Genomic DNA, 25,749 nt, shown 5'->3' on the forward strand with positions numbered 1-25,749 from the left:
TTATCAATAAGGCAGCGCACGCGCCTTAAACATGACTTCCTTCATCTGGCGGATAGCTTCGGGCAAGCCGAGAAAAACCGCCTGGGCAATCAAAGAGTGTCCTATATTTAATTCATGAATCGCTAAAATTTTTGCAATCGGCGTCACATTATGAATGGTTAGTCCGTGCCCTGCATTCACCACCAAACCTAATTCACTTCCGAAATGGGCGCCGTTTTCAATTCTTGTCAGCTGTGCGGTTTTTTCAGACGGCGTATGTGCGTCGGCATACGCGCCGGTATGCAACTCGATAACGGGTGCTCCGATATCATGGGCTGCCTGAATTTGCGCCTCATCGGCATCAATAAATAAAGAAACACGAATACCGGCTTTGGTTAGTGTTTCGGTAAAACGCGCTACCTTATCGATTTGTCCCAACACATCCAAACCACCTTCCGTTGTAACCTCTTGGCGTTTTTCGGGTACCAAGCAAACATCGTGAGGCATCACGTTTAAGGCGTTTTCCAACATTTCATCGGTGAGTGCCATTTCCAAATTCATACGGGTACGGATTGCATTTTTAATAACAAATACATCTGCGTCTTTTATGTGGCGGCGGTCTTCACGCAGATGCAGCGTAATCAAATCGGCACCGTGGGTTTCGGCAATCAGAGCGGCCTCAAGCGGACTGGGATATGCCGTACCCCGTGCATTACGCAAAGTAGCCACATGATCGATATTTACACCTAACAACATCAAATTATCCTTTCTCCATACCGAAAACCAACGGAAGCTCATCTAAAACCAGAAAAATTTAAGATCATGCCGGATCTGTCACTTCAAGCCGTCTGAAAAACTCTGCATTTGCTGCAAAATCATGCGTGATCGGATACCTTCGGGTAAATAAAAATCCAACAACATCCGCGTCAAACCCAATGCTTGCGACATATTCTCACCACTAGTGAACGCCCCTAAACGCAACTCGTCCAATACCGCCCCTTTCGCCGCCACTCCGGGAGCTTCGGCAGCATCCAAACCCGAAGCATGGGCAAACAGTAACGGAGGCGACTGAGGTCGCATCCAATACACCTCTTCCGCATTAATCGGCAAACCGTCTTCATCTTTCTGCAAATCCGGTGCCAAGCCCAGTTCCGTCAGCAAAGTCCACTCAAAGCGGCGTAAAGCCGCAACATGATTCGGCTGCTCTGCCACCGCCCGCATCAAGTCGGCAAGCGCATCATACAACAAAGGATGGGGATCTTCCCTAGCCGTCAACCGGCATACCAATTCATTGGCATACAAGCCGCTGAACAAAGCCCTACCCTGCGGCTGCCGCCATCCGCCCAGCCACTCGGCCCGATGTAGGGTTTTCAACTCTTGAGTTCCATACCAAGAAGCACTCATCGGCACAAACGGCACCAATACTCCGCGCAGCTCACTCTGACGCTTACGCGCGCTTCTCGCCAACAAAGCCACCCGCCCGTAACGACGGCTGAAGACCTCCAGCCACAAACTGCTCTCACGCCACGGCGTAGCACTCAATAGAAAAACAGGTTCATGATTGATACGGTGGTTTGCTGCAGCCATAATATCGCTAAAGATTAGATTGGCACTTATTATACTGCACTCATAACAGGCGGTTGTGTTTATTTTAAAGCCGATAAAATACATCAATTTACCGCATATCTTGCCAAACAATACGCAGCACATTAAATTAAAGGCCGTCTGAAAACCACATTGGAACCGCTATGTTTTTTATTCTCTCACCCGCTAAAAACCTTAATGAAAAAGAAGCAGCGCCAACTCGGCTGCATACCCAGCCGTCGCTACTGTCAGAAGCAGAAAAACTGATGGCCGAACTACGCCTGCTTGCCCCGCAAGAATTGGCTGAACTCATGCACGTTTCAGACAAAATCGCCCTACTCAATGCCGAGCGCAATGTCGCATGGCACACGCCCTTTACGCTTGAAAACGCCAAACAAGCAGTTTATCTGTTCAACGGAGATGTATACGAAGGTATAGATGCCGCTAGCTTACCGGAAACCGGCATCGACTACCTGCAAAACCATGTCCGTTTGCTTTCCGGTCTTTACGGCCTATTGCGCCCACTCGACCTTATCCAACCCTACCGCTTGGAAATGGGCACCGCATTTGCCAATTCCCGCGGTAAAAACCTATACGAATTCTGGGGCAGTCTGATTACCGATTTACTAAACAAAACCTTGGTCGAATCAGGCAGCGACACACTTGTCAATTTAGCCTCGCAAGAATATTTCAAGTCAATCGACACCAAAAAACTCAATGCCCGCTTGATTACGCCCGTGTTTAAAGATGAAAAAAACGGCCAATACAAAATCATCAGCTTCTACGCAAAAAAAGCACGCGGTCTGATGGTCCGCTATGCCGCCGACCACCAAATTACCTCACCCGAAGCGCTGAAAAATTTCGATTACGAAGGGTATACATTTAATGAGGCTGCCTCATCTGAAAACGAATGGGTTTTCTTGCGCGCCGAAAATAAAAAATAAACGATTCCAATAAAAACAATATACTAAATACAAAAACAAGCAAAAGACTTGGCAAAACAGGCAAATTGCGATAGTATGCCCGTCTTCAAGAAACGGAAGCGTGGCAGAGCGGTTTAATGCAACGGTCTTGAAAACCGTCGAGGGTTGATAGCCCTCCGTGAGTTCGAATCTCACCGCTTCCGCCAATCTTGAAACAATTTTTTATGCAGTAAAAAAGCATAACCGGAAGCGTGGCAGAGCGGTTTAATGCAACGGTCTTGAAAACCGTCGAGGGTTGATAGCCCTCCGTGAGTTCGAATCTCACCGCTTCCGCCAATTACCGAAAACCCGCTGAATATACGGCGGGTTTTCTCTTTTCCGCTTCAGCAAGCCGAAAAACGCTCTCCAAAACGTTATCCCTGCTATAAACCTCTACCTTAATCTTCTTGACTAAACAGGCCCTGGCATCCAAACACACTACCTATTTGTTTGCACCTACCATCCTCAAACCCTCTGAAAGCTCAAACCCAATACCCCCAATCTTTCAGACGGCCTATAATTCCAATAAAAGTTAAATGAGAAGCAGTAATACACTGCTGCATTACAAACCTCCCTCAATACCAACATCACCAACTACTTATGAATCTTGTTTGGAACGCCCCGCCACCACTCGCAGAAATCGCTGCTGCTATTGAATCTCATGAAGTACCGCTCTATCTGATTGTTTGTCTTCCTAACTCAACTCTACCCGTATTCAAAGCGGCTGAGCGGGCAGGAGCATTAGAGCGAAAACTAAGCGATATTCTCACCACGAAAATTACCTGTTTGCAATTTAACGGCCCCAACGTCTTGCATCATATTCTGCCAAACGTACACTTATGGCTGATGCCGTCTGAACATGCTTCGCACTTAGCCGACTACTTTTCTACACCGTTACAGTGGCAAACCGAAATCACGCCACAACAACCTCCGCAACAGCCTAAACCATGGTACGCGCCTCCTTCTACGCACCCTCAAGCTGAACATGTCGTTGTGGTAGGTGCGGGTATTGCAGGTGCGGCAACTGCCTATGAATTAGCACAGCATGGTATCCGCGTCAGCGTCTTAGAGACTGCATCCCCAGCCCTTGCCGGATCGGGAAACCGGCAAGGGCTGCTTTACGCCAAAATTTCTCCACACAACACCGAACAAACCGAGCTGCTGCTATGCGGTTACGGGTACACCCACCGCCTGTTACAGCAACTATTGCCCGAACAAAACGCTTGGGGTGGCTATGGTGTATTGCATCTCAACTACTCTGCCACCGAAAGCAAACGCAACCAACAGCTGGATCAACACAGCCACCATCGCCACCTTTACCGCTACGTTACCGACACCGAAGCCACTGTAATTGCAGGTATCGACATTTTTTCAGACGGCCTCTATTGGCCTCAGGGCGTATGGCTCAATCCTCGCCACTTGGTTCATGCGCTGATTTCCCATCCATTAATCGAACTACACACAAACGCGCCGGCTCTTTCAACCGATTATGACGGCACACATTGGCATATCCGAACACCCTCAAAAACTTTCCGCGCCAGCCATGTGGTTTACTGCATGGGCGCACACAGTCCGAATGCACCCGATATCAATGCTGCCTCCCAGCCTTACCGACTGATACGCGGTCAAACTTCATTAGCCCGTACCACCTCCGGATCCGCCAAACTACGCTGCGCACTTTCCGGGGCATCCTATATCAGCCCTGCTTGGGAAGGGCTGCATTGCTTCGGGGCCACTTTTATCCAGCATGATAAAGAAACCGACTGGCGCGAGTCGGAAAACCAATCCAATCGGCAAGAATTAGCCGAACTCAATCCAGCATTAGCTGCCGATCTGTTTTCAGACGGCCTGCCCCAACCGCAAGGACATGCCGCCTTGCGCTGCGACAGCACCGATCACTTACCCATCGTTGGGCCACTTGCCGATACCGCCGCCCTACGCCAAGCATATGCAAAACTGGCTGCCGATAAAAACTACCCTATCAACACACCCTGCCCTTACCTACCCGGTGCCTATATTAATACGGCACACGGCAGCCGAGGCTTGGCAACCGCGCCTCTGTGTGCGTCAGCAATAGCCGCCGACATTCTAGACCTGCCAAACCCGCTCTCACCCCGGCTTCGCACCGCCCTACACCCCAACCGGGCTGCTATCCGCGCATTAATCAAACAGCAGGAAAACCCGTAAACATAAAAAACGGAAATACCAATACGGTATTTCCGTTTCACAAACTATCGTCTTTCAGACGGCCGATTAATTAACCTTTTTCAAACCACGGGCATTCACAGTAGCGATGGTACCGTCAATACCCTTTTGTTTGATCAGATCATTAAACTGGTTACGGTACACCGTTACCATACTTGATCCATCCACACGGATATCATAAATCTTATAAACACCACCCACTTTATACAAACGATAGCCGACTTCGTATTTATTGCCGCGTGCCGTACGGATTTCGGTAAATACCTCGGCACGGTTGTTACCGCTATCTAATACTTTCGGCAACATCTCCACATTTGCGTCTACCGCCCCCATTAAGGCCGAACGCGAATACATACCGATCATCATGCTTTTAAACGCCGCAATAAAATCGGTTTTCTGTTTCGGAGTAAACTGCCGCCACGGCAGTCCCACTGCCAAAGCGGCAATACGCTCATAATCGAGATATTGGTCGGCATAGCGCTCGATACGCTGGATTTTTTGCGCATCATTCAACTGTTTGTTACGCGCCACTGCCAATACCGCATCCATATTTTGCTTGAACTGCACTTGCGCAGGATGTTGGGTGGCAGGTGCCGCTACGGAAAACGGCGCAACCACAGCCACCGGAGCAACCATCAATACATTGAACCATCGATTCATTTTATTTCTCCATTGCAAACGGCAGAGGCCGCCTGATTAAAAATACAGTATTTATTAAACACAATATTACCGTTATCTGCCTTTAACAACTTGCAAATTAGCAGTAAAAAATGTTACTGGCCGCTCAGTTCTGCCAACCAATCACGCGGACGCAAATAATCGTTCAGCCGAGCTTCCGGACTACCTGCCTCGGGTTCGTAACAATATTCGAAACGCACTTGCGGCGGCATCGACATCAAAATGCTTTCCGTACGCCCGCCGCTTTGCAAACCGAATAAGGTACCCCTATCCCACACCAAGTTAAACTCAACATAACGCCCGCGGCGATAAAGTTGAAACTCCCGCTCCCGCTCTCCATAAGGTGTATTTTTCCGGCGGGCCACAATGGGAACATACGCATCGATAAAACCTTTGCCCACTGCTTTAATAAAACGCAAACAGGTATCGAAATCCCAGCTGTTCAAATCGTCAAAAAACAAACCGCCCACGCCGCGTGTTTCGCTACGGTGCTTCAGATAAAAGTACTCGTCACACCATTGTTTGTACTCACTGTAAACATCGGCACCAAATGGTCGGCATACTGCTTGCGCGGTTTGATGCCAATGTAAAATATCTTCATCAAAAGGATAAAACGGTGTTAAGTCAAAACCGCCTCCGAACCACCAAACCGGTTCTTTATTTTCAGGATACGCAATGAAAAAACGCACATTAGCATGACTGGTCGGCACATACGGATTATTCGGGTGAATCACCAAAGATACCCCCATTGCTTCAAACGGAGCTCCCGCAAGTTCAGGACGGTGGGCCGTAGCAGAAGCCGGCATCGCATTACCTTTTACATGAGAAAAATTTACGCCGGCCTGCTCAAATACCTGCCCTTTTTTCAATACGCGGCTCTCGCCCGTTCCCAACCGGCTCTGCCAGCTGTCTGCTACAAACATTGCCTTTCCGTCTTCTGCTTCCAATGCGGCACAAATCTGATTTTGCAGCGATTTCAAAACAGCCAATACGGCTTCGGTATGGAACATGATGGTTTTCCTTTTTACGGTACAAGCCGCTTATTATAAAGAAAGGCCGTCTGAAACCCAAAAAGTTTCAGACGGCCTGTAATAGTCCGCAACAATCAGATCAGCCTAATACCGCCACACCAGAAAGGCCGATAAACAAGCCTGCAATCACTGCGCTCATTAAATTAGACAGCGAACCTGCAATTACCGCTTTCAAGCCAAGTTGCGCGACATCTTTACGACGGTTCGGCGCCATAATACTCAAACCGCCTACCAGCACGGCAATAGAACCTAAATTAGCGAAACCGCACAATGCAAAAGAAATAATCGCTTTGGTGGTTTCACTCAACTGCACGGTAGATTCCGGAGAAAGGTACTTCACAAATTCGGAATACGCCACAAATTCGTTTACCACCACTTTCTGACCGATCAAAGAACCGGCTACACCGGCCTCATGCCAAGGCACGCCGACTACCCAAGCCAAAGGCGCAAACAACCAGCCTAAAATCGCCTGCAAGGTTAAGCCTTCGTAACCGAACCAACTGCCCACACCGCCAATCATACCATTGATTAATGAGATCAACGCTACGAAGGCCAACAGAGACGCACCTACTGCCATCGCAATTTGCGCACCGGTAACCGCACCGCCGGCTGCCGCATCAATGACATTGACGGGTTTTTCTTCACTGTCATCAGCAATCTCTTCATCGGTACGGACCTTTTCAGTTTCGGGTATTAAAAGTTTGGCAAACAGCAAGCCACCGGGTGCAGCCATAAACGAGGCCGCAATCAGATAAGGCAACGGTACGCCCATTTGCGCGTAACCGCCCAAGACAGAGCCTGCTACAGAAGCCAAACCGCCACACATAACGGCAAACAGCTCGGAGCGGGTCATCGTTTTAATAAACGGGCGCACTACCAAAGGTGCCTCGGTTTGCCCTACGAAAATATTGGCCGCGGCAGACATAGACTCAGCACGCGAAGTGCCCAATACTTTTTGCAAAAATCCGCCAATAATTTTAATCACCACCTGCATGATACCGACATAATACAATACCGCTACCAACGCAGAGAAAAATACAATCATCGGCAACACACGCAAGGCAAAAACGAAGCCGCCGCCGCCGAACACTTCGAACATTTTATCCGAAACCAGGCCACCGAATAAAAAACCTACGCCGTCATTACCGTAAGCGATGACTTTACTCACGCCTTCGGAAACGGTCAATAAGCCTTCACGTCCCCAAGGCACATACAACACCAAAGCACCCAAAGCGACCTGGATCAAAAAAGCTCCCGCTACGGTACGGATATTAATGGCTTTACGGTTGCTGGAAAGCAATACCGCAATGGCAATCAGCACCACCATACCGAGCAAGCTGTTTAAAACACCCATCTGGATTATCCTTTACAAACAGAAATACGAGTTTCGGGCGCGATTATAAAATAAATTCACGTTTACCACATAAAAATTAACATTTGCCTAGCTGGGTTTATGCGCTTAAGATTAAGAACCTTGCCATTTTGTAGCGGAAATATCATGCAAACTTACCATTTCACCCTTCCTTCCAGCAGCGGCGAAGATTTCAATAGTGCCGACCACCTACCCCTTATTGTTTATTTTTACCCGAAAGACAGTACCCCCGGCTGCACCACTGAAGGATTGGACTTCAATGCCCGTTTGGAACAATTTAAAGATCTAGGTTACACCGTTGTAGGTATCTCGCGAGATGGTGTGAAATCACATCAAAACTTCTGTGTCAAGCAAGGTTTTCGGTTCGAACTGTTAAGTGATAAAGACGAAACCGTTTGCAAACTGTTTGACGTCATCAAGTTGAAAAAACTCTATGGTAAAGAATCGCTGGGTATCGAGCGCAGCACCTTCGTTTTAGACAAGGAAGGCCATATCGCCCATGAATGGCGCAAAGTAAAAGTAGCCGGCCATGCACAGGAAGTTTTGGATACTGTTAGCGCGTCATAAAGTAAATATTGAGATGAGTGATTTCGTACAGGCAGTAGAGCTTTCTTTCAACCGCGTACGGTTGGAGCCGCTCAGCTTTTCGCATGAAAGCGGATTGCGCGAAGCAGCGGCAGACGGCGAACTATGGAAGCTGGTTTTTACCTCTGTGCCAGAGCCCGAACAAACCGCCGCTTATATCGAAACAGCTTTGGCTACGCCCAACCGCATGGCTTTTGCCGTGATTGATGAAACCAACGGTAAGATTATTGGCAGCACCAGTTACCACGACATCGTGCCTGCCGCCCGCCGTGTAGAAATCGGTTATACGTGGTACGCCCGCAGCTATTGGCGAAGCCGCATCAACAGCACCTGCAAATACTTATTGTTGAACCATGCTTTCGAAACATTAGGCTGCGAAACGGTAGGCTGGCGTACGGATATTCTGAACAGTCGCTCCCAACAAGCCATCGAACGGTTGGGCGCGAAAAAAGACGGCATCATCCGCGGCTTGCAAACACGGCGCGACGGCAGCATTCGCGATACCGTGTTTTACAGCATGAAAGCTGAGGAATGGCCTCAAGCCAAAAGGCTTTTACTGCAACGTATCCATTATTTTTCAGACGGCCGCGAAGCATGAAATACGCCTGCCTTTATCAAGCCCCTTTCGGCAATATCACACTGGTGTTCGAGCAAAACGAACTACTGGAACTGCACTTGCACGGCCATCCGGCCGATGCACCTTACCCGCTGCCCGAACAATGGCGGCATAAGTTAGACGACTATTTTTCAGGCCGTCTGAAAAACTTCGGGCATCCCATTTCCCGCAGCGGTACAGTATTTCAGCAAAAAGTTTGGCAAGCCATTGCCGAAATCCCCGCCGGTACGGTCATGACGTATCAAGATATCGCACGCAAAATCGGCAGCCATCCTCGTGCAGTAGGCGGTGCCTGCGGTAAAAATCCGCTGGCTTTGGTCGTTCCCTGCCATCGTGTTGTCGCCTCAAACGGCTTGGGCGGATTTTCCAGCGGCTTGGATCAAGCCCTAGATATCAAAAGATGGTTATTGGAACATGAGGGAGTGTTTCTCAACTCCGAAAATAAGGCGAAAGTAAAGAAATGACACCCGATACCAACCCAGCCTCAAACAAACCTGACGGCGAACTGCTCTTGCGTACGCTTGCCATGCCTGCCGATACCAATCCGAACCAAGACATCTTCGGCGGTTGGATTATGTCGCAAATGGATATCGGCGGTGGTATTTTGGCTTCTGAAATCGCACGGGGGCGCATCGTTACCGTGGCAGCTCAAGAAATGACATTCGTGCGCCCCGTAAAAGTCGGCAATGTGGTTTGCTGCTACGGGCGTTGTATCAGGGTAGGCAATACTTCTTTGCAAATCAAGCTCGAAGTATGGGTAAAAACTCTGATGGCCGAAGAGTTCGAAGACGACCGCCGCCTGGTTACCCATGCCGTTTTTACCTATGTTGCCGTAGACGAACAAGGCAAACCGCGCCCCGTGCCGAAAGAAAATAACCCCAAACTTACTGGTCTGATATAGATTATGTAATAAGGCCGTCTGAAACTTGATTGTTACCATGACAGATAACATCACTGAACGCCTGCTGGAACATTTATGGCTGCAAGAACGTTTAAGCCAAAATACGCTCGACAGTTATCGCCGCGATCTTGTCAAAATCGAACGGCGGCTTTCCGAACAAAACCAAACTTGGATTAATGCCGAAAGCACCGATTTGGCAGCAGCCGTTTACCATCCCGACGAACACCCGCGCTCGCAAGCCCGCGCCCTCTCCGCCTGTAAACGCCTTTACGGTTGGTTGGCCGAAACCGAACAGCGCATCGATAACCCTACACGCCATCTTAAGGCTCCCAAGCAGGCACAGACCCTACCCAAACTGATTACGGAAAACCAAATCGATGCCTTGCTTTCGGCTCCCGATACCGATACGCCTCACGGTTTGCGCGACAAAGCATTATTGGAGCTTATCTATGCCAGCGGCCTACGCGTTAGCGAAGCGGTCAAACTCAAAACAGGCGAAATAAATTTACAGCGTGGCTTGGTCAACACCATCGGTAAAGGTGATAAACAGCGCATTGTTCCTTTAGGGGAAGAGGCGTCGCACTGGATAAGCCGTTATATCGCCGAAGCCCGCCCCAAACTGGCTAAAGGACGATTGATTGACGAATTATTTATCAGCCAAAAACGTACCGGCATCAGCCGGCAATTGGCTTGGATGATTGTGAAACAATACGCGCAAGCAGCTGGCATTGAAGACATCAGCCCCCACAGCCTCCGCCATGCCTTCGCCACGCATCTGGTTAATCACGGAGCTGATTTACGGGTTGTGCAACTCCTGCTGGGGCATGCCGACATCACTACTACCCAAATCTATACCCATGTTGCCAACGAACGGCTGAAACAACTTGTCGACACGCACCATCCCAGAAGTTGAAAGCAACCCGATACAATGCGATACTTCTTCGAATTACCTGCCTCCCAGCCCATTAATGAAGTAATAAACCATCCGGTATATCCAGACAAATGCTTGTACATATCGATACAAAGGACTGTAATATGACACGCCGCGTATTCATTATCCACGGTTACCAATCCGCCCCCAACCGCCATTGGTTTCCATGGCTGAAACGCGAACTAAACAAGCAAAATATCCCTGTTTCCGCGATAGCCCTACCCGATTCTAATAACCCCGATTTCAGCCGATGGCAACAAACTCTAGCCGAACAAATCGGCACACCTGCCGCACAAGATTATTTTGTCGCCCACAGTTTGGGCTGTATCACCGTTTTACACTATCTCTCAACACACGCACGAAACCGCTTCGGCGGATTGGTACTGACAGCGGGTTTTGCCAAGACCATACCTACGCTGCCTGAACTAGACAGCTATATCGGGCAAGCCTCGATTAAATTTTCCGAACTCGCCAACCTTGCTCCGATACACAGTATCATTAGCGACAATGATCAGATTATTCCGCCTTCCTACAGCCTGCATTTGGCAGAGCAACTCGGCAGTAGCGTTTGCATGATTCCGAACGGCGGACATTTGATGCAAAGCGACGGCATCAACGAATTACCCCAAGCGCTAAAAGCCTTGCAAGCCATGTTTGATGCCGTCTGAAAATTATAGTTTGTTATATTTTGGATTCAGACGGCATCAAACATCATGACCACTCCTCTCAGTACTCCGCCTCTTGCCCCCAAAACCGTACAGCTTCTCAAAACTTTCGGTATTACCACTCAAGCAGAACTCAAGAGCTGTGGTGCCGTCAAAGCCTTTTTACTACTCAAGGCAGGCGGGCTCAGTGTTACCCGCAGCACGCTGTGGCAACTGGCCGCCTTGATTAAAGATACCGTCCCCCAAGCCTTAAACGAAGTAGAGAAACAAAGTTTGCTTAAAGCCTTACAGCTGCACCCGCCCGTGGATATATTCCCTCTACAAAGTGAAATGGAAGCCTTCATGCATGAAGCGCTTGCCCAAGCACAACTGGCCGCAGCCAAAGGAGAAATACCCGTGGGCGCCCTCGTCGTACATCAAGGAAAAATTATTTCCGCAGCACACAACAACTGCATTAGTCATCACAATATCAGCCACCATGCAGAAATACAGGCATTGGCAGAAGCAGGAAAAATATTACAAAACTACCGCTTAGATGGTTGTGATGTCTACGTTACCTTGGAGCCGTGCAGTATGTGTGCCAGTGCACTAATTCAAGCTCGTGTACGCAGAGTCATTTATGGAGCCGCCGAACCCAAAACCGGAGCCGCCGGCAGCATCATAGATTTATTTTCAGATAGGCGTTTAAATACACATACTTCTGTAATGGGTGGTATTCTCTCCGAAGATTGCACAAATATCTTACAAGCATTTTTCAACAAGAAAAGAAACTACCGATAATATTAGAATAATTTAGAATTTATCAGATGGTAGGATTACAGAAATACCAACCATTACTCACAATATTTAGTATTTCAGGACAATTAAACAAGTACTGTAATTATATTACTTTGCATATTTTATAGATAACTTTTGATGCTTTTTATGCTTTTGATTTTAAGATAATCTGATTTTCTTAACAGGATTTCTATTTGTCTAATAAATAATCAAGCCGCCCGATTGAGATATAACAATCAGACGGCTTGAGTACGTTTCAGCAACTGCTGCAAAATTAAGATTTAATCTTAATTTACACGATATTTCTCAATATCCTCACCTGCTTCAATCACCTCACTCACCCAAGCCGGTTTACGACCACGGCTAGAGCCTGACCAAGTCAGATCACCCTTTTGATACATAACGGTGCTTTCTCTCTTAGCGCGTTTTGAAGGCGCCAAACCGAGCTGCTCAGCCGTTAGACCGTAAGCTGCTATTTTTTCTTTAATTTCTGCAATTACTGCTTTACGCTCAGCTTTTTTCAAAGCATCGGCTTGCTCTTGCAGCTTTTTAATTTGGGCTTGGAGTTCAGCATAAGTTGCCATTACATTCATTCCTTTTGTTTAGTTGTGTCAGATAAAATTTAATTCATTTAAAAAAAATTATACAACATTTTTTTAAATGACTACATTAAAAAAAATAGCTGGATATATATTTATTGAATAAGCAAGAGCTATTTTATAAAAAATAAAGCTTAAAGCCATCATTGTTAATTAAACATTACAATTTACACCAATAATTTAACCAATTAAAAAATGCTTATGCCTAAGATAGGAAAATAAAAATATAGTTTCCCAATAAAAAGAATATACCACCTGCTTCCAGCTTAACTTCTTGATATTAAATTATCATAAATATATGGCATATATGCAGAATCAGAAAATTTCACGGTATAATCCATATAGCAACATGGCTATAAAATCAATATCGCGAAAAAGAAAATATGAATACTCAAATACAAAACCATTATTATCCAAATATGCAAACTGCTATTTTCGGCGGCGGCTGTTTTTGGTGTATCGAAGCTGTTTTCAATAGCATTCAAGGTATTTGTTCTGCCGTCTCCGGTTATATCAACGGCCATATTGAAAATCCAACCTATGAAAAAGTATGTTCCGGATTAACCGGATATACAGAAGCAGTTAAAATCGAATTCGATCCTGAAATCATCAGTTACCGTACATTGCTGGAAATTTTATTTACTATACACGACCCGACCCAACTTAATCGGCAAGGCCACGATATAGGCCCACAATACCGCAGTGGTATCTATTATTTAAATGAAGAACAACAGCGCGAAGCCCAAGCCTTTTTAAATGAAATAAAGGAGCATTACGACAAGCCTATCGTAACTGAGTTAAAGGCAGCCCAAACTTTTTACCCGGCAGAAGAATACCATCAAGATTATTTTGCTAAAAACCCTCATGCTGGTTACTGTGCTGCCGTTGTTGCACCCAAATATCTAAAAGCTAAACAACACTTTACCCATTTATGGCGTGAAAACGAATAAAACCGTATACCGTTTCACTCAAAATACGGCCTACCCTTTCAGGCGGCCTTAAAATAAAGCTATAATCAGCCTATTAATTTATTCGACACCAAAAGCTGCGCATGAACAGCCAATTCAAACACATCGGCCTCGTTACCCGCCCGCAAACCCCGGGTATAGAAAACGTATTGCACGAACTCATAGCCTTCCTACACCAACAAGGCTTGGATATTTTTATCGATCAAGCCAGTGCAGATGAAGGTATCATCTCAGACGAAGATTTGCAGTTCTGCCATATCGAGCAAAAAGACAAACTAGGTAAAAAATGCGACCTAGTAATTGTTTTGGGGGGGGACGGCACCTTTCTCTCAGTTGCCCGAAAACTGGCTCCGTTTAGGGTTCCGATGATAGGTGTAAACCAAGGCCATTTAGGGTTTCTCACCCAAGTACCGCGCGAAACCATGATACACGAGCTATCCGGCATGCTTACAGGCAAATATCTGCCTGAAGAACGAATCTTATTGGAAACCTCCATATGGCGCGATGGAGAGGACGTGGGTACCTCCTTGGCACTCAACGACGTTGTAATCAGCCGTGGCGGCATGGGTCAAATGATTGAATTCGAAGTATTTATTAATGGTGAATTCGTCTACACCCAACGTTCTGACGGCTTAATAATATCCACCCCCACAGGCTCCACCGCCTATGCCCTAGCCGCAGGAGGTCCAATCCTGCAAGCCAGTCTGAGGGCATTTACTCTCGTTCCGATTTGCCCCCAATCCATGACCAACCGCCCCATTGCGGTAGCCGATACCTGTGAAATTGAAATCCTGATCACCAAAGCGGCTGATGCACGAGTCCATTTTGACGGCCAATCATTTATCGACATACACAGTATGGACCGCATCAATATACGGCGTTACCGACATACCCTGCGCGTATTACACCCCTCCGACTACCAATACTACAAAACCCTCCGCCAGAAGCTGCACTGGGGAGAACAACTTGTTTGATTGCCAGTTATAAATAAGGCCGTCTGAAATAATTATTTTCAGACGGCCTTATCTTCATTTTTATCTACTTGAAAAATATCCGGCTACATTCGTCAATACAGCCTTATCCAGATAAAAAACACTGCACAAAACTAAGGAAAAGTTTAAAATTAAGAAAAAACTTATTTTAACTATATAAAACTTTATATATAATCGTAGTTCGGTAGTCCGAAATTTGGTAATATTGAATCAGACTCTAAATAAAACTATTAGGATCATGGCACATGAGATACATCCACTGACGAACATATCAAACTGATATCATGAAGCTTTGGATTGCTAAACCAAAGAAAACAAGTATTAACATCTAAATACAATATCCTCCCAAATTGGTATCTGGGACACCTGTTCTAAAAAATTTTCCGGTAACCTACCAAAACGAATATTCATACTTTACAAAGGATTATTCCATGCTGCTGGCACTTTCCCTACGAGACTTTGTCATTGTCGAACAGCTTAATCTGAACTTTCAAACCGGGTTTACCGTACTAACCGGAGAAACAGGCGCAGGCAAATCTATCACTCTCGATGCAATCGGCCTGCTTTTAGGGGACAAAGCGGACTACAGCCAAGTACGCAACGGCACCAAAGAAGCACAGCTCTCAGCCCTTTTCGACCTGAGCAAATTACCTGGTCTGCAAGCCCAACTGCGCGAACAAGGCCTGCTGGAAGAAGGCAGTGAGGAATTAAGCATCCGCCGGATTATCGATGCCAAAGGTAAAAGCAGAAGCTTTATCAACAACCACGCAGCAACTTTAACCCAACTAAAGCAAATCGGCGAACAACTGATCGACATACACGGCCAAAATGCCCATCACTCGCTAAATCAAGAATCGGCACAGCGTGCACTTTTAGACGCATTCGCAGGTGTACAACATCAAGCGGAAGCAGTCAAACAGCATTATCAAAGCTGGATTACCGCCCAAAAAAACCTCAACGAAGCTAAGAACCATGCCGAAAACATTGCCATTGAACAAGACCGCTTGGAATGGCAACTCAATGAACTCAGCCAGCTTAACCTGCAAAACGGCGAATGGGAAAGCCTCAGCCAAAGTCACAATAACCTAGCTCACGCCGCCGATCTGCTGCATACGGCAGAACAAGCAAGCGAATATATCGACGGTGAAAACGGCCTGCAAAAACTGGTATACCAATGCCAAAAAATACTATCCCCCTTACAAAACATCGAACCCCGTTTTGCAGAAAGCCTAAACATGCTGGCTAGCATAGAAGCCGAATTAGGTGAAATCAGCGCCAATATGCGTGATGTAGCGGCAGATGTAGAAATCAATCCTCAAGAACTGGCTGCACAAGAACAGCGTATGGCCGACCTGATGAGTATGGCACGCAAATACCGGGTCGAACCAGAAGAACTGCCAGCAAAACAAGCCGAAATAGAATCTGCCCTACAAACACTACATGCCGCTGCTGATATTACAGCCTTAACAGCAGCGGCCGAAGTCGCAGAAAACCGCTATATGCAAGCTGCACACAAACTTTCTGAGTTACGCCGCCCGGCAGCTGTCAAACTTGCTACAGAAACAGCAAACCATATGCAGCACTTGGCAATGAAAGGAGCCCAATTCCATATAGAGCTAGTGCCTTCCGTACCCGGCCCCAACGGATTGGAACATATCCAATATCAAGTTGCCGCCAATAAGGGGAGTCCTTTACGCCCGCTCAGCAAAGTCGCCTCAGGCGGCGAGCTTGCCCGTATCAGTTTGGCGCTACAAGTTGTAACCAGCCAGTACACTCAAGTTCCTACATTGATTTTTGATGAAGTCGATACCGGTATCGGTGGAGGGGTGGCCGAGATGGTCGGCCGCTCACTACGTGCATTGGGTAAAAAACATCAAGTATTGGCAGTTACCCATCTGCCGCAAGTAGCCTCTTGCGGTGAAAACCATTGGCAGGTTCACAAACACAACCAAGGAGAGCAAACTGTTAGTGAAATTAATATCTTGAATCACAGCCAACGGATAGAAGAAATAGCCCGTATGCTCGGGGGGGAAAAGATTACTGATACCACCCGCAACCACGCCGAAGAAATGTTGTCTTTAGCGGCAAAATAAATCCCCCTACTTTCAATATCGCCCAAAAGCCGAAAAGTTCAACAACATCGGTCGGATTATATTTTCGATGGCAAAATACAATGTAGATATCGGTTTATACAATATTTATGGGGCTGTATTAGATTAGCCTTAAATATCACACCAAATTCGCAAGATTTTAAGTTGCTCTTTTGGTGTACCAAAGTTAAAACGAAATTCGCATTCTTTCAAGAATAAAGGGAAAGATTTTCGGTCAATTCCATTGTACTTTCGTAGAACGCGCTTTGCCTGATTCCAGAAGTTTTCAATACCGTTGATATGGTTTTGACGGTCGACAAAAAGCTCTGAATGATTGATTCTGTGATGCGTAAATTCACTCACATCTAGCACATCATAGCTTTTGTAATAGTCCGTATAAACAATGCTATCAGGCATTATTTTTCGTTTAATAACAGGTAGTAAAGTATCTTGTTTGGTATTTTTAACGACAACAGTATAAACCTTGCCTTGACGTTTCAAAATACCAAATACCGCTACTTTCCCAGCCGCTCCGCGACCGCGTTTGCCTTTTCGTTGTCCACCAAAATAACTCTCATCAAGCTCGATTGAACCATCAAAGATTTCATCAGCTTGAAGCTCTAAATGATAGGCAATGACTTGGCGAATTTTACGGTAAAACAGAGCTGCTGAATTGGGGTTAATATCCAATAAATTGGCAGCAGAACGGGCGGTTACCTCAAGTACAAAAAATTCAAGCAACTTTTTTTGTACTTTTTTAGATAGTTTACAGTATGTTATCTTCATTTTTAAAGGGTAACATAACTGCCAATCTAATACAGCCCCATATTTATTACTCAACAAGCGGCTTGAATATTTAAAACCATTAAATATGATTGAGCTCACAAAAGGTAAAATGCCGTCTGAAAAATTCAGACGGCATTAAAAACAAATGTTATAAGCATTCAATGCTTCTTGTACGACAGCATATTTTACATATAGTAATAAACTGCAATTAAATTATCTTTCTTATAATATTAATCCGCAATCACACCTAAGCGCTGCAAGCCAACCAATACCCCATCTTCCTCTACACTCGGGCAAACATAATCGGCTATTGCTTTTAATTCAGGAACGGCATTGCCCATTGCCACACCCAAACCCACTGTTTCAATCATTTCAATGTCATTCAGGCCGTCTCCGAAAGCCATAACATCTTGCATGGCAATACCCAGTTTAGCAATCGCCAAAGCAATTCCGCGCGCTTTCGAGCCCTCTGCATCCAACATATCAACAGATTGCTTGTGCCAACGTATACTTTTAAAACCGTGTTCAGCAATAGCGGACTCTACCAAAGCATCTTGCTCCACCCCGTAAAAGGCCAACATCTGATAAACCTCGTGTTTCATAAAATAGTCGGCATCTATAGGATGATTTGGCAATATCACCGATAGTGCTTCCGAAACCGAAGGAATTTCCTCTGATACCGCGATGGTTTTTTCCGATACAAAAGCATAGGGAATATGATGGCTTTTTAAAAAAGCGCATATGCCCCTTATATTATCAATGCCCAACGGCTGCTTATCCAACACCTCGCCGCGGTAACTGATATATTGCCCGTTGATGGTTACCAATAAATCAATGCCAGCATCTTCAATTAATCGGCGAATTTTATTCGGAAGAGCAGCTAACGTCCGCCCCGTAGCGATTGCCGTGATAATACCACGCTCTTTCAAAGCCTCTATAGCCTGCGCTACAGACGGCCTCAACGTATCGGTTTGTTTGCGATATAGGGTATCATCAATATCAAAAAATACTATTTTGGGTGTTCTCATACATTTCTTAATTCTTACAAAATACTTATCTAAAACATCATGGGGAAAAGCGATACTATATCAATTGAGCAAACGCCTTCTTGCCACACAAGCTTCCTTATTCTGAATACCTGTTCATTATCTTTTTTTACAGATTGAAAATGCCGTCTGAAAGTTTCAGACGGCATTCCGTTTTATTTCAACATATTCTTAATTACACCCATCACACTTCGTGAAATTGCACGGGTAACCTGTTTGTTAATCTGGTTACCAACCGAATCCGCCAAATCATAAGCGATACCTTGATTGGCTTTTTTGCGACTACCAAACAAACCGCCTAAAAGCCCTCCTACAACACCGTTTTTTTGTGGTTCGGCTTCATCAGCTTTCTGTACAGCAGACTGCTCTTTCGCAGTACTTTCCGCAATAACCGCTTCATTTTGCTTGGCTTCCAACTCTGCCAATGCCTCATAGGCAGAATAATTATCAACCATATCTTTATAATGCCTATACAGAATATCGCTTTCACATTTACTGTCGCGTTCGGTAACAGTTAGCGGGGTCAAACTCGACTGCGGAGGCAATACCAACGCACGCTCAACCGGCATAGGCATACCCTTTTCATCTAAGAATGAGACCAAAGCCTCCCCTACGCCAAGCTCTGCAATTGCCTCTACCACATTCACATTGGGGTTGGTACGGAAAGTTTCTGCAGCTGCCTTTACTGCTTTCTGATCACGCGGAGTGAATGCGCGCAAAGCATGCTGTACACGGTTACCCAACTGACCCAAAATCGTATCAGGTAAGTCAAGCGGGTTTTGGGTAACGAAATATACACCGACGCCTTTTGAACGAATCAAACGAACCACTTGTTCAATTTGCTCTACCAAAGCGGCAGGAGCATTGTCAAAGAGCAAATGGGCTTCATCAAAAAACATAACAAACTTAGGCTGTGCCAAATCACCGACTTCGGGCAAGGTTTCGAATAATTCAGCCAACATCCACAATAAGAATGCGCTATACATCCTCGGACTGCGCATCAATTTTTCAGAATTAAGGATATTAATCACACCTTGGCTTCCCTCGGTTTGCATCCAATCTTCTAAATTCAATGCCGGCTCACCGAAGAGATTTGCAGCTCCTTCATTTTCCAAAGTCAGAAGCTGACGCTGAATGGCTCCTACACTCGCAGGGGATACATTACCGTATTGGCTTCGGTATTGTGCCGCATTATCTGATACATGCTTCAGCAGGCCACGCAAATCTTTTAAATCAATTAAGTGCCAACCATTGTCATCTGCCACCCTAAAAACCAAATTCAACAAGCCTTCTTGGGTGTCATTCAAATTCATCAAACGCGCCAGAAGCATCGGCCCCATTTCAGAAATAGTAACACGCAGCGGGATACCGGTTTCGCCGAATACATCCCAAAAGCGCACAGGGAAACCTTGCAGCCATTGCTCCCCTAAACCAAACTCTGCCACACGCTCTCCGACTTTACCGCTATTGCTGCCTGCATTAGAAATACCCGACAAGTCGCCCTTTACATCAACCAAAAACACTGGCACGCCAGACAAACTGAACGCTTCGGCCATACGGCGCAAGGTAACCGTTTTACCGGTACCGGTCGCGCCGGCAATCAAACCATGCCGGTTAGCCATTTTTCCTTGAATCTCAAGCGTTGACTCACCGGCACGAGCAATGGGAAAGGCAGACATAATAAATTCCTTCAATGAGGGTTAATTTTTCAAAATGATATTGTACTGGTGAATAAATATGCGATACAAGCTGTCGGACACAAAATAATCAGTACCGTTTTACCAAGATAGAAACAATAAATGAGATGCAAACACCGTTGTAACAAATACTGCTAATTTAACCTACAAACCAAATGCCAATCTGATATCTTTGCAATACGCAATTCATTATATTCCCTATCAAAATACTCACTGCTAAGGAATACCTCAGTTGGGTAAAAATCAAGCAAACCCATCCGTTTAAAATACTTTTGCGATTAGAAAAGGCTAAGAAAACCTAAAACTCTCCGGTTTGGTATTAAAGTTCATATTTCTCAAAAATGAGCTTTCCAACGTATAAAAATGCCGTCTGAAAATCTCAGACGGCATTCATCAAGATTTAATCGGCTGGTAAATTACATACGCTCAATCATTGCTTTACCAAATGCGGAGCAAGAAACCTCATTGGCCCCATCCATCAGACGGGCAAAGTCATAAGTTACTTGCTTGTCGCCGATAGCTTTTTCCATAGATTCGATAACCAAATCGGCCGCTTCTTTCCAACCCAAATGGCGCAACATCATTTCCGCAGACAAAATCAAAGAGCCGGGATTTACTTTATCTTGGCCGGCATATTTCGGCGCGGTACCATGAGTTGCCTCAAATACCGCATAATTATCGGAAATATTAGCACCCGGGGCGATACCGATACCGCCTACTTGAGCAGCCAAAGCATCCGAAATATAGTCGCCGTTCAAATTCAAAGTAGCAATAACGTCATATTCTGCCGGGCGCAATACGATTTGTTGCAAGAAAGCATCCGCAATCGCATCTTTAACGATAATTTCTTTACCGGTTTTCGGGTTTTTGAATTTGCACCATGGACCGCCGTCAATCAACTCCGCACCAAATTCTTTTTGCGCCACTTCATAGCCCCAATCACGGAAACCACCTTCGGTAAACTTCATGATGTTGCCTTTGTGTACCAACGTTACGCTATCGCGATCATTGTCGATAGCGTATTGGATAGCGGCACGTACCAAGCGGCTGGTTCCTTCTTTAGATACGGGTTTGATACCGATGCCCGAAGTTTCCGGGAAACGGATTTTCTTCACGCCCATTTCGTTTTGCAAGAAAGCGATCACTTTTTTAGCCGCTTCGCTTTCAGCCTCCCACTCGATACCGGCATAAATATCTTCGGTATTTTCACGGAAAATCACCATATCTGTTTTACTCGGATCTTTCAGCGGAGAAGGAACGCCGTTGAAATAGCGCACGGGGCGGACGCATTGGTAAAGATCCAGCTCTTGGCGCAAAGCAACGTTTAACGAACGGATACCGCCGCCTACTGGGGTTGTCATCGGGCCTTTGATCGATACCGAATAATCTTTCAGGGCTTGCAGGGTTTCCTCAGGCAGCCATACGTTGTCGCCGTATACGCGGGTAGCTTTTTCGCCCGCATAAACTTCCATCCAATGGATTTTCTTCTCGCCACCATAAGCTTTGGCAACTGCCTCATCAATAACGTCTTTCATTACCGGCGTGATATCTACACCGATACCGTCACCCTCGATAAAAGGGATAATCGGGTTGTTGGGGATAGCTTGACCCAGAATGATTTTCTGACCTTCTGTAGGTACTTTAATGTGACTCATGGTGTCTCCTGTCTCTAATTGTTTCATTTCTTCTTGGGTGGAACGGGCAGTATGAAAACTGCCGATTGACTTCCGATTATGCTTTATTTTGAGCCTTTGCGCTAGGGGCTTAAATACGTTTCGAGGTAGAATAAAGCTTACATATAATTTAATGACAAACTAAATGAATGATTTAATTATTTTTAATAAACCATATGGGGTTATTTGCCAATTTTCACCCCATGAAAAACATGCCTCTTTGAAAGACTTTATCAATGTTCCCGGCTTTTATCCCGCCGGCCGCTTGGATACCGACAGTGAAGGCTTGCTATTGCTAACCAATAATGGCCGGCTCCAAGCCCGGATTGCCGAACCGAAATTTGGTAAAGAAAAAACCTACTGGGCACAATTAGAGGGGGCACCAGATCCAATTAAACTCGCCTTATTGCAAAAGCCCATGGATTTAGGCGATTTTAATACCCGCCCGGCACGTATCCGATTATTAGAAACAGAAGAAATCGATAAGCTATGGCCGCGTAACCCGCCTATTCGCGAACGTAAAACCGTACCTGATTTTTGGCTGGAAATTACCATCTCAGAAGGAAAAAACCGTCAAGTACGCCGCATGACGGCCAAAGCCGGTTATCCTTGCCTCCGTCTGGTAAGGGTAGCGGTAGGTCAGTTGAATTTATTCGAACAAAATTTAGATTTAGGTTGCTGGCGATATACCGCTCAACGTCCTTAAACAATTTCGACAATTCTCATTTCTTCTGCCTAATCGAATAGGATTCACCTATCAAAAGTGAAAACAACAGGTTTCTTTGAAACAAATACATATACCGTCTGAAAAATTCAGACGGCATATGTATTTAAAAACCATCTTTTAGGGGGATTATTGTAGAGTGATTTATTCAAATATCTGTCCTTGATGTTTCAACCAACCACCGATATGTCGGCCTTGCGGATCGTGATGTGTCCAATGTATCACACCGCCTTTATCCGACCACTCATATACACCGTAAAACTCGACTTTATCGCCTTTTTTCAATCCCTTGATTTTAGGCGCCAAGTCAATATTATGCGCGACCAATACAGTATGATTTCCGGTCAGTTTTAAAATAAAACGTTGATGGCGCGAACCCTTATTATCATCCGGTAAGGTTTTCGCAACCGTGCCTTCACCGCGCACTTGGATTCCGCTTTGCTGATTTCGAAAAGCTTTTTGGATAATGTCGCTACCGTCAACACTGTTCCCTTCAACAGTATTCTGCTGAGTATATCCACCTTGAGGTAAAGAGGCAGTATCTTTCGGTGTTTTCTGCCAATACAGATAAGCAGAAACAGCCACGGCTAACGATACAATAACAATCCAATTTTTTTTCATACCAATCATTTCATCCGACAAAAAGACACCTCCTGATACTTTTTAAAGCAAGCGGAGGTGCCCATCATTTCAAATTTGCCATTTCAAACGGCTTAACGTTTGAATTTCAAATCATATTTGATTTCAGACATTACTGCCTTCAAATTGTATTCCAAAACCTCATCCACGACTCCGGGAGTTTGTTCGTTTAACATCTGCTGTAACTGATAAGTTATTGCTGCGGTTTGCTTTTGTACGGCCACACGTACCATACCGGATACCGCATCCGTCAGGTGCGGGCGCAGTCGTTTAACCAACCGTTCGAACAATTCTTGTTCAGATAGGCACATCACGCGTTGATTAGGTGCAATCTGGGGAGCTAATACTTGTACCGTTACAGGCATGCCGGACTGCGCAGGCAAATCAATATCTTCATCCTGCTGATCGTTTGTTTCCTGATCTACCGTATCAACTGCATATTCTGTTGACTGCTTGCGTTTCGGTTTCAACCAAACCGTACGTTGTTCACTGATTTGGCTGTCATCTGCGGCAACTTGCAATGAGGATTGGGCAGCTAACCAATCCTCCTGAAGCAATACGGTAGCATCCGTTTCAGCTTGGTCTTTAGGCAATGCATCGTTATGTTCCTGCTGCCATTGGCGCAAATACTCCTGCAAGGCCTGCTGTTTTATACGGGCATCAATCTCTTGGTGTGAAGCCCTTGCCGTTGGCGGTATCGCACGTTGAGCTTCAACCCAAACCGGTTCAGAAGACACCGCAGGGCGGGCAATACGAACCGGATTATCCGCAACAGAGGGAACTCGCTCTGAAGAGCGGCGCTCGCGCAATTTTTCCAAGCCTTTTTCCCAGTCGAAGTCCTCCTGTACCGGTTCATTCCGGCGCACAGGTTCCTCAAGAGTAAAAACCAATTCTGAATTTTTTCGGGTATCCATACTCTATGCTTTCGTTTTAAAGCCGTGCTGTTCAGTTATAATGCGCATATTCTAACAGATTATTTATAAGGATATCGCATGAACAGCATCGAACAACGCCTCAATTATCTTGAAGAAACCTGTGATGTTCTGCGCATGCAGAATCATGTATTGTCTACAGCATTTAAGGGAATGGTTCGCGCCCTGCCTGCTGATATTGCACAAGATGTGATTGAATCTGTCCAACTAGCTTTCGAAGATGCGCTGGCGGAACTCAATTACGAAGACAGCCCGCACGTAGACTTATTTCACGATGTCACCTATGCCTTTTTTCGCGAACGAGAACGCTGATAAAAATACGGCATAATATTTTTAATGGCTTTTACAATTATCATTAGGTCTATGCCGTCTGAAATAATCACACCAAATATGTAAAATCCTGATAAAATTTAACAGTTGAATTCACCAGAGGAACCTAATCAATGAATATGAAAAAATGGCTGACCGCCGCCCTAGCCTGCTCAGTATTCGCCCTTGCCGCCTGCGGCGGTTCTAATACCGAAAAAGCAGCATCTCCTGCGCAACCTGCTTCTTCGGAGAAAGTATACCGTGTGGCAATGAACGCCGAATTCGCACCGTTCGAATCACTGAACACCACTAACCAAGTAGAAGGTTTCGATGTTGATTTGGTTAATGCCATGGCAAAAGCCGGTAACTTCAAAGTAGAATTCAAACACCAGCCGTGGGACAGTCTCTTTCCTGCTTTGGGTAACGGCGATGTAGACTTTTTGACCTCTGCCATCACCATCACGGATGACCGCAAACAAACCATGGATTTCACTAAACCTTACTTTGAAATTACCCAAGTAATTCTGGTACCCAAAGGCAAAGAAATCAAATCGGTCGAGGATCTGAAAAAAGCCAACAAAGTAGGCGTGGTAACCGGTAATACCGGTGACTTTGCCGCATCAAAAATCTTAGGTAACGAAAGCCCAAAAATCGCCCGCTTTGAAAACTTACCACTCTTAATCAAAGATTTGGAAAGTGGTGGTCTAGATGCAGTCATTAGCGACAGCGCAGTAGTTGCCAACTATGTAAAAAATAACAGCGACAAAGGTTTCAGCATGGTGGCGGTCCCTGACTTCGATATTGAAAACTACGGTATCGCCGTACGTAAAGGTGATACAGCAACGCTGAATATGCTCAATGATGCTTTAGAACGTGTGCGCTCTACCGGCGAATATGATCAAATTTACAGCAAATACTTTGCCAAATAATTTATTTATTCAAAGCCCGCTCCAAGCGGGCTTTTTAATATGTCACATATTTCTACCCCATAAAAAAAGCCGTCTGAAT

The 25,749-nt window shown here is 45.6% G+C and carries 27 protein-coding genes and 2 tRNA genes; 17 read left to right on the forward strand and 12 right to left on the reverse strand.

Features of this window, described 5'->3' with window-relative positions:
* Positions 1–3 precede the first annotated feature (3 nt).
* Positions 4–735: a pyridoxine 5'-phosphate synthase gene (gene pdxJ / locus LVJ86_RS06470; protein WP_047760243.1), complete on the reverse strand. Its 732-nt coding sequence runs from the start codon at positions 733–735 to the stop codon at positions 4–6.
* A 78-nt stretch (positions 736–813) separates the two neighbouring features.
* On the reverse strand, positions 814–1,566 hold the full coding sequence (recO, locus tag LVJ86_RS06475; RefSeq protein ID WP_047760276.1) for a DNA repair protein RecO: 753 nt from the start codon (positions 1,564–1,566) through the stop codon (positions 814–816).
* 161 nt (positions 1,567–1,727) lie between these two features.
* Between recO and yaaA the strand changes: the two genes are divergently transcribed.
* The 4 genes from yaaA to mnmC1 all read left to right on the forward strand — a co-directional run bounded on the left by yaaA (position 1,728) and on the right by mnmC1 (position 4,712).
* On the forward strand, positions 1,728–2,507 hold the full coding sequence (gene yaaA / locus LVJ86_RS06480) for a peroxide stress protein YaaA (protein WP_047760244.1): 780 nt from the start codon (positions 1,728–1,730) through the stop codon (positions 2,505–2,507).
* 94 nt (positions 2,508–2,601) lie between these two features.
* A tRNA-Ser gene (locus LVJ86_RS06485) sits at positions 2,602–2,692 on the forward strand.
* 39 nt (positions 2,693–2,731) lie between these two features.
* A tRNA-Ser gene (locus LVJ86_RS06490) sits at positions 2,732–2,822 on the forward strand.
* A gap of 303 nt (positions 2,823–3,125) precedes the next feature.
* Positions 3,126–4,712, forward strand: a complete 1,587-nt coding sequence (mnmC1, locus tag LVJ86_RS06495; RefSeq protein WP_047760245.1) for an FAD-dependent 5-carboxymethylaminomethyl-2-thiouridine(34) oxidoreductase MnmC1 — start codon at positions 3,126–3,128, stop codon at positions 4,710–4,712.
* Between the two features lie 66 nt (positions 4,713–4,778).
* On the opposite strand, the gene LVJ86_RS06500 is transcribed toward mnmC1, so the two are convergent.
* The 3 genes from LVJ86_RS06500 to LVJ86_RS06510 form a co-directional block, all read right to left on the reverse strand.
* Positions 4,779–5,390, reverse strand: coding sequence for an MlaC/ttg2D family ABC transporter substrate-binding protein (locus tag LVJ86_RS06500; RefSeq protein ID WP_047760246.1), 612 nt, complete (start codon positions 5,388–5,390; stop codon positions 4,779–4,781).
* Between the two features lie 113 nt (positions 5,391–5,503).
* A complete protein-coding gene (gene hemF / locus LVJ86_RS06505) occupies positions 5,504–6,418 on the reverse strand; it encodes an oxygen-dependent coproporphyrinogen oxidase (RefSeq protein WP_047760247.1) in 915 nt (304 codons plus the stop codon).
* A 100-nt stretch (positions 6,419–6,518) separates the two neighbouring features.
* Positions 6,519–7,793, reverse strand: coding sequence for a NupC/NupG family nucleoside CNT transporter (locus LVJ86_RS06510; RefSeq protein ID WP_047760248.1), 1,275 nt, complete (start codon positions 7,791–7,793; stop codon positions 6,519–6,521).
* A gap of 144 nt (positions 7,794–7,937) precedes the next feature.
* Here LVJ86_RS06510 and LVJ86_RS06515 point away from each other — a divergent pair, with 144 nt between their 5' ends.
* From LVJ86_RS06515 to tadA, 7 genes are all read left to right on the forward strand, one after another.
* Entirely contained in the window at positions 7,938–8,378 is a 441-nt protein-coding gene (locus tag LVJ86_RS06515; protein WP_047760249.1) for a peroxiredoxin, read from the forward strand.
* A gap of 13 nt (positions 8,379–8,391) precedes the next feature.
* Complete coding sequence (locus LVJ86_RS06520) at positions 8,392–8,994, forward strand: GNAT family N-acetyltransferase (RefSeq protein ID WP_047760250.1); 603 nt, start codon at positions 8,392–8,394, stop codon at positions 8,992–8,994.
* Positions 8,991–9,476, forward strand: a complete 486-nt coding sequence (locus tag LVJ86_RS06525) for a methylated-DNA--[protein]-cysteine S-methyltransferase (protein ID WP_047760251.1) — start codon at positions 8,991–8,993, stop codon at positions 9,474–9,476. Before LVJ86_RS06520 ends, LVJ86_RS06525 begins: the two co-directional genes overlap by 4 nt.
* The gene (gene yciA, locus LVJ86_RS06530; protein ID WP_047760252.1) at positions 9,473–9,913 is read left to right on the forward strand and encodes an acyl-CoA thioester hydrolase YciA; all 441 of its coding nucleotides are present in this window, start codon (positions 9,473–9,475) and stop codon (positions 9,911–9,913) included. The genes LVJ86_RS06525 and yciA overlap by 4 nt, the downstream gene beginning before the upstream one ends.
* Before the next feature lie 37 nt (positions 9,914–9,950).
* Complete coding sequence (gene xerD, locus LVJ86_RS06535; protein WP_047760253.1) at positions 9,951–10,826, forward strand: site-specific tyrosine recombinase XerD; 876 nt, start codon at positions 9,951–9,953, stop codon at positions 10,824–10,826.
* 122 nt (positions 10,827–10,948) lie between these two features.
* The gene (locus LVJ86_RS06540) at positions 10,949–11,512 is read left to right on the forward strand and encodes an RBBP9/YdeN family alpha/beta hydrolase (protein WP_047760254.1); all 564 of its coding nucleotides are present in this window, start codon (positions 10,949–10,951) and stop codon (positions 11,510–11,512) included.
* 45 nt (positions 11,513–11,557) lie between these two features.
* A complete protein-coding gene (gene tadA / locus LVJ86_RS06545) occupies positions 11,558–12,289 on the forward strand; it encodes a tRNA adenosine(34) deaminase TadA (protein WP_047760255.1) in 732 nt (243 codons plus the stop codon).
* A 284-nt stretch (positions 12,290–12,573) separates the two neighbouring features.
* On the opposite strand, the gene LVJ86_RS06550 is transcribed toward tadA, so the two are convergent.
* The gene (locus LVJ86_RS06550; protein WP_047760256.1) at positions 12,574–12,870 is read right to left on the reverse strand and encodes an H-NS histone family protein; all 297 of its coding nucleotides are present in this window, start codon (positions 12,868–12,870) and stop codon (positions 12,574–12,576) included.
* Positions 12,871–13,268: 398 nt separating this feature from the next.
* Between LVJ86_RS06550 and msrA the strand changes: the two genes are divergently transcribed.
* The 3 genes from msrA to recN all read left to right on the forward strand — a co-directional run bounded on the left by msrA (position 13,269) and on the right by recN (position 16,938).
* Entirely contained in the window at positions 13,269–13,835 is a 567-nt protein-coding gene (msrA, locus tag LVJ86_RS06555) for a peptide-methionine (S)-S-oxide reductase MsrA (protein ID WP_235284577.1), read from the forward strand.
* Between the two features lie 101 nt (positions 13,836–13,936).
* Positions 13,937–14,827: an NAD(+) kinase gene (locus LVJ86_RS06560; protein WP_047760257.1), complete on the forward strand. Its 891-nt coding sequence runs from the start codon at positions 13,937–13,939 to the stop codon at positions 14,825–14,827.
* Between the two features lie 449 nt (positions 14,828–15,276).
* The gene (gene recN / locus LVJ86_RS06565; RefSeq protein ID WP_047760258.1) at positions 15,277–16,938 is read left to right on the forward strand and encodes a DNA repair protein RecN; all 1,662 of its coding nucleotides are present in this window, start codon (positions 15,277–15,279) and stop codon (positions 16,936–16,938) included.
* 129 nt (positions 16,939–17,067) lie between these two features.
* Here recN and LVJ86_RS06570 read toward each other — a convergent pair whose 3' ends face one another.
* The 4 genes from LVJ86_RS06570 to icd form a co-directional block, all read right to left on the reverse strand.
* A complete protein-coding gene (locus LVJ86_RS06570) occupies positions 17,068–17,721 on the reverse strand; it encodes an IS1595 family transposase (protein WP_244702549.1) in 654 nt (217 codons plus the stop codon).
* Positions 17,722–17,951: 230 nt separating this feature from the next.
* A complete protein-coding gene (locus LVJ86_RS06575) occupies positions 17,952–18,749 on the reverse strand; it encodes a Cof-type HAD-IIB family hydrolase (RefSeq protein WP_047761796.1) in 798 nt (265 codons plus the stop codon).
* Positions 18,750–18,922: 173 nt separating this feature from the next.
* Entirely contained in the window at positions 18,923–20,446 is a 1,524-nt protein-coding gene (locus LVJ86_RS06580) for a helicase HerA-like domain-containing protein (protein ID WP_047761795.1), read from the reverse strand.
* Between the two features lie 434 nt (positions 20,447–20,880).
* The gene (gene icd, locus LVJ86_RS06585) at positions 20,881–22,119 is read right to left on the reverse strand and encodes an NADP-dependent isocitrate dehydrogenase (RefSeq protein WP_047761794.1); all 1,239 of its coding nucleotides are present in this window, start codon (positions 22,117–22,119) and stop codon (positions 20,881–20,883) included.
* A gap of 163 nt (positions 22,120–22,282) precedes the next feature.
* Between icd and LVJ86_RS06590 the strand changes: the two genes are divergently transcribed.
* A complete protein-coding gene (locus LVJ86_RS06590; RefSeq protein ID WP_047761793.1) occupies positions 22,283–22,843 on the forward strand; it encodes a pseudouridine synthase in 561 nt (186 codons plus the stop codon).
* Positions 22,844–23,005: 162 nt separating this feature from the next.
* On the opposite strand, the gene LVJ86_RS06595 is transcribed toward LVJ86_RS06590, so the two are convergent.
* Together LVJ86_RS06595 and LVJ86_RS06600 are read right to left on the reverse strand one after the other, a co-directional pair.
* Entirely contained in the window at positions 23,006–23,482 is a 477-nt protein-coding gene (locus LVJ86_RS06595; protein ID WP_200900181.1) for a DUF3465 domain-containing protein, read from the reverse strand.
* A 92-nt stretch (positions 23,483–23,574) separates the two neighbouring features.
* Complete coding sequence (locus LVJ86_RS06600; RefSeq protein ID WP_047761791.1) at positions 23,575–24,414, reverse strand: hypothetical protein; 840 nt, start codon at positions 24,412–24,414, stop codon at positions 23,575–23,577.
* A gap of 78 nt (positions 24,415–24,492) precedes the next feature.
* On the opposite strand from LVJ86_RS06600, the gene LVJ86_RS06605 reads away from it, so the two are divergent.
* Together LVJ86_RS06605 and LVJ86_RS06610 are read left to right on the forward strand one after the other, a co-directional pair.
* A complete protein-coding gene (locus LVJ86_RS06605; protein WP_047761790.1) occupies positions 24,493–24,744 on the forward strand; it encodes an NGO1151 family protein in 252 nt (83 codons plus the stop codon).
* 131 nt (positions 24,745–24,875) lie between these two features.
* Positions 24,876–25,670: a basic amino acid ABC transporter substrate-binding protein gene (locus tag LVJ86_RS06610; protein WP_047761789.1), complete on the forward strand. Its 795-nt coding sequence runs from the start codon at positions 24,876–24,878 to the stop codon at positions 25,668–25,670.
* Positions 25,671–25,749 lie beyond the last annotated feature (79 nt).

Origin of the sequence: Neisseria arctica, assembly GCF_022870905.1 — a bacterium.
In the GTDB taxonomy this organism is placed as follows: Bacteria; Pseudomonadota; Gammaproteobacteria; order Burkholderiales; family Neisseriaceae; genus Neisseria; species Neisseria arctica.